This is a genomic window from Marinimicrobium sp. UBA4509 (genome assembly GCF_002388575.1).
Classification (GTDB): domain Bacteria; phylum Pseudomonadota; class Gammaproteobacteria; order Pseudomonadales; family Cellvibrionaceae; genus Marinimicrobium; species Marinimicrobium koreense.
Genome location: NZ_DGMV01000057.1, coordinates 12,794 through 22,009, shown reverse-complemented (window position 1 = coordinate 22,009; position 9,216 = coordinate 12,794). Strand labels below are relative to the sequence as shown.

8 protein-coding genes and 1 pseudogene are annotated in these 9,216 nt (G+C 60.5%); 4 read left to right on the top strand and 5 right to left on the bottom strand.

The genetic code is table 11. The features are described from left to right. Nucleotides 1-42 precede the first annotated feature (42 nt). A pseudogene (gene gyrA, locus B3520_RS11110) lies at nt 43-2,617 on the bottom strand (DNA gyrase subunit A). A gap of 266 nt (nt 2,618-2,883) precedes the next feature. Between gyrA and B3520_RS11105 the strand changes: the two are divergent. The 4 genes from B3520_RS11105 to B3520_RS11090 all read left to right on the top strand — a co-directional run bounded on the left by B3520_RS11105 (nt 2,884) and on the right by B3520_RS11090 (nt 6,448). Then, a complete protein-coding gene (locus tag B3520_RS11105) occupies nt 2,884-4,212 on the top strand; it encodes a TRZ/ATZ family hydrolase (protein ID WP_286804692.1) in 1,329 nt (442 codons plus the stop codon). 13 nt (nt 4,213-4,225) lie between these two features. Further along, entirely contained in the window at nt 4,226-4,927 is a 702-nt protein-coding gene (ubiG, locus tag B3520_RS11100) for a bifunctional 2-polyprenyl-6-hydroxyphenol methylase/3-demethylubiquinol 3-O-methyltransferase UbiG (protein WP_286876057.1), read from the top strand. Nucleotides 4,928-4,930: 3 nt separating this feature from the next. Further along, a complete protein-coding gene (locus B3520_RS11095; protein WP_286804695.1) occupies nt 4,931-5,635 on the top strand; it encodes an HAD-IA family hydrolase in 705 nt (234 codons plus the stop codon). A gap of 66 nt (nt 5,636-5,701) precedes the next feature. Beyond that, nucleotides 5,702-6,448 (top strand): YciK family oxidoreductase, encoded by a 747-nt coding sequence (locus B3520_RS11090; RefSeq protein ID WP_286804697.1) that lies wholly within the window; start codon nt 5,702-5,704, stop codon nt 6,446-6,448. A 105-nt stretch (nt 6,449-6,553) separates the two neighbouring features. Here B3520_RS11090 and B3520_RS11085 read toward each other — a convergent pair whose 3' ends face one another. The 4 genes from B3520_RS11085 to B3520_RS11070 form a co-directional block, all read right to left on the bottom strand. Beyond that, a complete protein-coding gene (locus B3520_RS11085) occupies nt 6,554-6,919 on the bottom strand; it encodes a DUF2802 domain-containing protein (protein WP_123637232.1) in 366 nt (121 codons plus the stop codon). A 3-nt stretch (nt 6,920-6,922) separates the two neighbouring features. Further along, on the bottom strand, nt 6,923-7,417 hold the full coding sequence (locus tag B3520_RS11080) for a chemotaxis protein CheW (RefSeq protein ID WP_286876056.1): 495 nt from the start codon (nt 7,415-7,417) through the stop codon (nt 6,923-6,925). 108 nt (nt 7,418-7,525) lie between these two features. Next, nucleotides 7,526-8,431, bottom strand: coding sequence for a chemotaxis protein CheW (locus tag B3520_RS11075; RefSeq protein ID WP_414673669.1), 906 nt, complete (start codon nt 8,429-8,431; stop codon nt 7,526-7,528). Continuing rightward, nucleotides 8,428-9,216, bottom strand: a 789-nt coding sequence (locus B3520_RS11070) for a ParA family protein (RefSeq protein WP_286876054.1), incomplete at its 5' end; no start/stop codon positions are given. The genes B3520_RS11070 and B3520_RS11075, both read right to left, overlap by 4 nt.

Here is a 9,216-nt window from a genome sequence, read left to right as displayed (position 1 = left end):
GCCTTTGGCCTTACCCGCCCTACACGTACCGTGACAGGTGCATCAGTTTTCGGCGTCGTCCTCTACCAGGGACTCGCCGCTTTCTTCGTCTTCTTCGATGCGCTCCACGCCTTTGACGTGCTCACCTTCTTTCAGGCGAATCAGACGGACACCCTGGGTGTTTCGGCTCAATACCGAAACTTCGTCCACTCGCGTGCGCACCAGCGTGCCCATGTCGGTGATCATCATGATCTCTTCGCCGTCGAGCACCTGCACGGCGCCCACTATNNACCGAGCCGTTACGATCGGTGGTCTGCATGCCGATCACGCCCTGGGCACCGCGCCCTTTGGTGGGGAACTCTTCCACCGGGGTGCGCTTACCATAGCCGTGTTCACTGACCGTCAGCACTTTACCGCCCTCCTGCGGAATCACCATGCCAACCACCTGATACTCGTCGTCCATACGAATACCGCGCACACCACGTGACACACGGCCCATGGAGCGTACGGTGGACTCTTTGAAGCGCACAGTTTTACCGCTACTGGAGAACAGCATCACATCGCAGTCACCATTGGTAATGGCGGTAAACGCCAGCGAATCACCTTCATCCAGCTCGATGGCTTTCAGGCCGACGCTGCGCTGACGGGAGAACTGATCCAGCGGCGTTTTCTTGACCGTACCGCGACGGGTGGCCATGAAGATGAAATGATCCGCGTCGTAATTCTTGACGGGCAGAATCGAGGTGATCCGCTCGTCACTTTCCAGCGGCAACAGGTTCACCACCGGACGCCCACGGGACTGACGCCCTGCCACCGGAATCATGTACACCTTGAGCCAGTAGACTTTACCGGCATTGGTGAAACACAAAATGGTGTCGTGGGTGCTGGCGATCAGCAGGTGTTCAACAAAGTCCTCATCCTTCACCGCCGTGGCCGATTTGCCCATACCACCTCGACGCTGGGATTGGTAATCGTCCAGCGGCTGGGTTTTGGCATAACCATTATGGGAAATGGTCACCACCCGGTTTTCCTCGGCAATCAGGTCTTCGGTGGTCAGATCCAACGTAGAGGCGGTAATTTCGGTCAGACGGTCGTCGCCGTAATCGGTCATCACCTGCTCAAGCTCTTCGCGGATGACTTCCAGCAGACGCTCGGGACGGTTCAGAATATCCAGGAAGCCGGCGATCTGCTCGAGCTTCTCTTCGTATTCGGACAGCAGCTTGTCGTGCTCCATGCCGGTCAGGCGGTGCAGGCGCAGATCCAGAATCGCTTGCGCCTGGGCGGCCGACAGGTAATAGGCGCCGTCGTGCACGCCAAATTCTTTGCCCAGATCTTCCGGCTTGCAGGCGTCGTCGCCCGCCCGTTCCAGGAAGGCGGACATCTGACTGATATCCCAACCCCGGGCCATCAGCCCTTCTTTCGCTTCGGCCGGTGACGGCGAGGCTTTGATCAACTCGATCACCGGGTCGATGTTGGCGATGGCCATCGCCAGACCTTCGAGAATATGCCCCCGCTCGCGCGCCTTGCGCAGCAGGTACACGGTCCGACGGGTCACCACTTCACGGCGGTGACGGACGAAGGCTTCGAGCAGTTGCTTGAGGTTCAACAGCTTCGGTTGGCCATCCACCAGCGCCACCATGTTGATACCGAACACGGTCTGCAGCTGGGTCTGGGCGTAGAGGTTGTTGAGCAGGACTTCGCCGGACTCGTTGCGCTTGACCTCGATCACGATGCGCAGGCCATCCTTGTCCGACTCATCGCGCAATTCGCTGATGCCGTCGATCTTTTTGTCCTTGACCAGCTCGGCGATCTTCTCGATCAGACGCGCCTTGTTCACCTGGTAGGGAATCTCGTGCACCACGATGGTCTCGCGACCGGTTTTCGGATCTTCTTCCACTTCCGCTTTGGCGCGCACGTAGATACGACCACGGCCGGTGCGGTAAGCCTGTACGATACCGGCGCGGCCGTTGATGATCGCCCCCGTTGGGAAGTCCGGCCCGGGGATGTGCTCCATCAGGTCATCAATACTGATGTCTTCGTCGTCTATCAGCGCCAGACAACCACGGACCACTTCTTTCAGGTTGTGGGGCGGAATATTGGTGGCCATGCCCACAGCAATGCCGGAGGAGCCGTTGACCAACAGGTTGGGAATACGGGTGGGCAGCACATCGGGGATGCGCTCGGTGCCGTCGTAGTTGTCGACGTAATCGACGGTTTCCTTGTCCAGGTCCGCCAGCAGGTCGTGGGCGATTTTGGCCATGCGCACTTCGGTATAACGCATGGCGGCGGCGCTGTCGCCGTCGATGGAACCGAAGTTGCCCTGCCCGTCCACCAGCATATAGCGCAGGGAGAACGGCTGAGCCATACGCACCACGGTGTCGTACACCGCCGAGTCGCCGTGCGGGTGGTATTTACCGATGACGTCACCGACCACACGGGCCGACTTGAGGTAGGGCTTGTTCCAGTCGTTCTTGAGCTCGCTCATGGCGAACAGAACGCGCCGGTGCACCGGCTTGAGGCCATCGCGCACATCCGGCAGGGCCCGCCCCACAATTACGCTCATCGCGTAGTCGAGATAGGACTGTTTGAGTTCGTCTTCGATGTTGACGGGTGAAACTTCTTTCGCTAATTCGCCCATGGACTCGCTGAGTTCCTTATTATCAAACGTCGGAGAAGCAACCCTTACCAGAGAGGCCGATAAAGCCCCCTGAGCCGTGCCCAACGGGCCCTCTGGGGCCTGTCGGGGCAGTATCCAGGCTGCCGCACAAAGGGCGGAATACTACCATAAAAACCGGCTAAGGGGGTGATTTCAGGGCGTTTTTCGAGCGAAGAGGGCCTGCATGCCAAGGGCCAATAAGAGTATACTGGCGGCCTTTGGACAAAGTTGTATTCAGGATTCCTTTTATGTCAGCCCCGCAAACCGTCAGCCTGATCATCAAAGCCCGCTGGATTGCGCCCGTGGTGCCGGAAAACCGGGTGTTTGAGCACTGTGCCCTGGTCGTCGATAAAGGCGTCATTCAGGCCCTGGTACCCCAGGAAGAAGCCGACAAACGCTACGACGCCCAACAGGAAATCTTCCTGGGCAACCACCTCCTGATCCCCGGCCTGGTCAATGCCCACGGCCACGCGGCCATGAGCCTGCTGCGGGGCTATGCCGACGATCTGCCCCTGAAACAGTGGCTGGAGGGCCATATCTGGCCCGCCGAGGACCAGTGGCTCAGCGAGGATATGGTGCGCGACGGCACGGAACTGGCCATGGCCGAAATGATCCGCTCCGGCACCACCTGCTTCAGCGACATGTACTTTTTCCCCGAGCAGGTGGCGCAGGCGGCCCAGCAGGCCCACATGCGGGCCCAGGTCAATTTTCCGGTGTTTGACGCCCCCAGCGCCTGGGGCCAGGGCCCGGAAGATTATTTCCGCAAGGGGTTGGCCCTGCACGACGATTTTCGCGCCAGCGAACTGGTCCGGATCGGTTTTGGGCCCCACGCCCCCTACACCCTCTCGGACGAACCTCTGACCCGCATCGCCACTCTGGCCCAGGAGCTGGACGCCCCGATCCATATTCATCTGCACGAAACCGCCCAGGAAGTCAGTGACTCCATTGAGCAGTATGGTAAGCGCCCCATCCAACGACTGGCCGAGCTCGGGCTCTTGTCGCCCCTGACCCAGTGCGTGCACATGACCCAGGTGGACGAGGGCGATATCGAACTGATCCGGGACAGCGGCGCACAGGTGGTTCACTGCCCCGAGTCCAACCTCAAGCTGGCCAGCGGCTTCTGCCCCGCACAGCGTTTGCTGGACGAGGGCATCAACGTCGCCCTGGGCACCGACGGCGCCGCCAGCAACAATGACCTGGACCTGCTGAGCGAAATGAAGACCGCCGCCCTGCTGGCCAAAGCGGTGGCCGGTCGGGCCGACGCTCTGGATGCCCACAGCGCCCTGCGTATGGCCACCCTCAACGGCGCGCGCGCCCTTGGGCTGGACGAGCACATCGGCAGCCTGGAGGTGGGCAAGTCGGCGGATATCACCGCCATCGAGTTGAGCGATTTGCCTTCGCAACCCGTATATCACCCGGTATCGCAACTGGTATACACCAACTGCGGCCACAAGGTCAGCCACGTCTGGGTGGCCGGCAAGGCCCTGCTACTCAGTCGCCAGCTGCAGACCCTGAATGAACGCGAATTGATCGGTAAGGCCCGCTGGTGGGCCAAGCAGATCAAGGGACAACATTAAGCGGAGATCAAACATGAGCAATGTCGACGCGGCTGAAGTCGCCAAATTTGAGGCCCTGGCCAGCCGCTGGTGGGATCGCGAGAGCGAATTCAAACCTCTTCACGACATCAATCCGCTGCGCGCCAACTTTATCGACGAACACTCTCCGGTCGCCGGCCGCAAGGTGCTGGACGTGGGCTGCGGTGGCGGCATTTTGAGCGAAGCCCTGGCCCAACGCGGCGCCGAGGTGACCGGCATTGATATGGGCGAAGCTCCCCTGGGGGTCGCCCGGCTGCATGCCCAGGAGTCGGGATTGACCATCGATTACCGCCAGATCACCGCCGAGGCTCTCGCCGAACAGGACGCTGGTCAATACGATATCGTCACCTGCCTGGAGATGCTCGAGCATGTGCCGGACCCGGCCTCGGTGATCCGCGCCTGCGCCACTCTGGTCAAGCCTGGTGGCCACGTCTATTTCTCGACCATCAACCGCAACCCCAAAGCCTATGTGTTTGCCATTGTGGGCGCCGAGTACCTGCTCAAGCTGCTGCCGAAAGGCACCCACGACTACCGAAAGTTCATCCGCCCGTCCGAGCTGTCGCGCTGGATGCGGGCAGCCAGCCTCGAGTTGAAAACCCTGACCGGGATGACGTACAACCCGCTGACCAAGACCTACAAGCTGGACCCGAACGATGTCAGCGTCAACTACCTGCTGCACGCCCGCCAGGTGGGCTGACCGATGACCAAAAAGTCCGAGAAAAGCTCAACGATTGAGCACCTTCCAATTCGCGCCGTGATGTTCGATCTGGATGGCACTTTACTGGATACCGCGCCCGACTTTGTGGTTGTCGTAAACCGGCTCCTGGCTGAGTACGACCACCCGCCCCTGGCCGACGCCACCATCCGGCGCAGCGTGTCCAACGGCGCCCGGGCCCTGGTTGAACTCGCCTTTGGCGTCGAGCCGGGCCACCCGGATTTCGAGACCCTACGGACCCGGCTTCTGGCGCTTTACAGCGATCACCTGGCGGTGCACACCGCGCTGTTCCCCGGCCTGCAAACCCTGTTGCAGGTTCTCGGCGAACGGCAGATTCCTTGGGGCGTAGCGACCAACAAACCGGCGGCCTACACCCTGCCCCTCATGGAGCAGTTGGATCTACAGCCCGCCCCCCAGAGCATCATCTGCCCGGACCACGTCACCGAGCGCAAACCACACCCGGAGTCACTGTTTCTGGCCGCCAAGCATCTGGGCTGTGAACCCGAGCATATTCTGTATGTTGGCGATCATCGGCGCGATATCGAATGCGGCCGACAGGCCGGCGCCATCACCATCGCCGCCGCCTATGGCTACATTGAAGACGGGGACGATGTCGACGCCTGGGGCGCGGACTACCGCGTGGACCACGGCCGGGAGATTCTGCCCATTCTGGACACGCTGCTCCGATAAGCATTGGCGCTATCGGTCAACACCCAACCGATCAACACCGAGCGTTACACCGAAAAGAGTTGAACTATGACACTACCGGACAATTACCAACCCGCCCCCAGCCTGCTCAAGGATAAAATCATTCTGGTCACCGGCGCCGGGGACGGTATAGGACGGGTCGCGGCGAAAACCTTCGCCGAACATCGGGCCACGGTGGTATTACTCGGGCGCACCATGGCCAAGCTGGAAAAAGTCTACGATGAAATTGAACAGGCCGGTGGTCCCCAGCCCGCGATTTACCCCATGAACCTCGAAGGTGCCACCGAAAAAGACTATCGCGATCTGTCCGACACCCTGTATCAGGAGTTCGGCAAGCTCGACGGGATTCTGCACAACGCTAGCGACCTGGGTGAGCGAACGCCCATTGCCAATTACGCCACCGACACCTGGCTGCGGGTGATGCAGATCAATGTCAACGCGCCTTTCATGCTGACTCAGGCGCTATTGCCGCTGCTGGAGCAATCCGGAAACGCCAGTATTGTGTTTACCAGTTCCGGCGTCGCCCGGAAAGGCCGCGCTTACTGGGGGGGCTACGCGGCTTCCAAGGCGGCTCAGGACAACCTGATGCAGACCCTGTCGGAAGAGCTGGACGGTGCCTTGCCGATCCGGGCCAACAGCATCAACCCCGGCGCCACCCGCACCCGGATGCGGGCGGCGGCCTACCCGGCCGAAGATCCGCGCACCCTGCCGACGCCCGAGTCGCATATGCCGTTGTATCTGTATCTGATGGGGGAAGATTCTGTGGGCGTGAATGGGGAGATTTTTACGCCGTAGGTGAAGCGAAGGGGTGTTACGGCGGATGCGGCCTGCGGCCTTATCCGCCCTACGGACGCTCCGAAGCGTCGGACCGATCCGCCCTACAGATAGCGCGCGACAGCTTTATCGGTGTTCCTGCATGGCTTGCAGGAGCGAGGCTTCGGCACGGGACAGGCCGCAGCGGCGCGCCACTTCTTCGACGCTGACACCCATGCGGAACAATTGATTGGCTTCGGTGTAGGGCTGCTCCGTTGGTGCGTCGGGCGATCCGCCTGCGCCCTGGGCCAGGCGCTTTTCCATGGCGATCAGGCGATTGCCCATGCCAATGGCGGCGCTATTGGACACCGCCAACTCACTTTCCAGACGACGATGACTGGAGCGTACCTGATCCAACTGGCGGTGGCTGGCCCGCAGCGCCACCAGGGCGACCGCCATCGCCACAACGCTCAACACCAGACTCAAACCAATGGCCAGCAGCATCCAGTTCATCCGTTAAATCTCGTCCAGCTCGGCCCACTCTTCGTTGGTGAGCAGCTTGTTCAGGTCAATCAGGATCAACAGCTCGTCGTTCTTGTGGCACACGCCCTGAATAAACTTGGCACTCTCTTCATTGCCGACATTGGGCGCGGTTTCAATCTCGGACTGATTCAGATACACCACTTCCGCCACACTATCGACCATGATGCCGATCACGTGGTTATCCGTTTCGATAATCACAATGCGGGTATTGTCCGTGACTTCCCCGTCGGCCAGACCGAACCGATGACGGGTATCGATCACCGTGACCACGTTGCCGCGCAAATTGATGATGCCAAGCACATAGGGAGGCGCACCCGGCACCGGCGCAATTTCGGAATAGCGGAGCACTTCCTGCACCTGCATGACGTTAATACCGTACGTCTCGCCGTCCAACCGGAAGGTCACCCACTGCAGAACCTGATCATCCCCATCTTTGTTCTTCCTGCTGCTTTTTGTCTCAGTCGCCATACATCAAATCCTCAATCATTCTTACTTTTCGTCATTATGCATTGAAACGCACTATAGCTGATATCACGTCGGTTCGCTGCGCGTTTCCGGCACTTCGCGACGGACACCTCAGGCCCGTTTGCGATCCGCCTCCATCAGCAACTGGCCGATACGCGGAATATCCAGTAGCGCGCACATGTGTTCTTTAACCGTTCCCGCCAACCAGGGACGCCGGCTGCGTTCGGTGCGCCACTTGACATCCTCTGGGTCCAGGCTGATGGGCTGGTTGACCGAATCCACGGCCAACCCCCAAGGCACTCCGTCGATAGAGATCACATACTCGGCGGTTTCAATAAACCGCTCGTCATAGCGCTCCGGCATGACAAACCGCGCCGTGTTGACCGTGCGTATTTTGCCGGTCGGAGTCGGCAGCAGCCCCATAAACCAGTCCGCCTGTCCGAACAGCGGTGTCAGCTCATCGGTCAGCGGCTGAATCTGTCCCAGGGCGATCAGCGGCACCGCCAGGGTCAAACCCGACACTTTGAACAACAGCACATCGAACCGCTCCTGAGCCCAGGCGGGACGTCCGTTGGCCAGCCATTCGACGTCTTTCAAGCGGAATTGTCCGACTTCCGGCTCGGGCATCAAGTCCGGTGCTGCAGAGGATGGCACCGTTTCAGCAGTATCAGCTTTGGGAACCAGCGGTTCGGCCAACTTGACCCGAGGTTCTGGCGTCGTCCTCGCCTCTGGAGCGTCGGTTGTAGGTTCGATGGTCGGCGCGGACACCTCGGGCTTGAGTTTGGGCTCGACCACGACCGGCTGCGCAATACTGTGCGATTGAGCGGGCCGGGTCGGCGTTTGCACAGAGGCTGTGCTGCTGGCTTTCAGGGGCGTGGCAGCGCTGTATAGCAACTTCTGCAGCCGCTCGCGCTGCTCCTCCACCGGATCGGCATAGGGAGGCTCTTCCGGCACCGTCAGCAGATCATCTAAATAGGCCTGCAAAAGCCCCTGCGGATCCTTTGACATCCGGCTCATGTCGCACTCCCTGCGGCAACACTGGCCGTCGAGGGCTCTTTCTTCAACAACCACTTGTACAGGGACCGATAAGCGTCCACACCCCGACTGTCCGGCTCGAACAGGTGTGGCGGCACGCCCGCCTTACTGGCGTCCCGAAACTTGGTGTCGACCGGAATCATTCCGGGCCAGACCTGAGTCGGGTAGGTATTGCGGATGGTCAGCAGGCTGCTGACCGAAGCCTGAGTACGGCGATCGAACATCACCGGCACCACATGGTATTCCAGCGGCCGCTTTCGAGACCGACTCATCATCTCCAGGGTATTCACCATCCGCTCCAACCCTTTCAGCGCCAGAAACTCGGTCTGCACCGGCATTACCAGGCGGTGGGCAGCGGCGAGCGCATTGATCATCAGCACCCCGAGCAAGGGCGGGGTGTCCACCAGCACCAGATCATAGTCGTCATACACCTGAGCCAGGGCGCGGGTCAGCACCAGCCCCATACCCTCCTGTCCAACCGCATGGCGCTCCAGTGTCGCCAGTGCCGTAGCCGAGGGCAACAGGTCCAGGTTATCGAAATCGGTTTTCTGGATCAGCTGTTTGACCCGCTCGGGATACAGCTGTTTGCGCTCTTCAAACAACGTAAATACGCTGCTGCGCGCCGTGTCAGGATCTTGACGGAAATAGGTGCTCAGAGAACCGTGCGGATCCAGGTCCAGCAGCAATACGCGCCGACCCTGCTCGGCGGCAAGGCCGCCCAGGGCCACGGTGGTGGTGGTCTTGCCGACCCCGCCTTTCTGATTGGC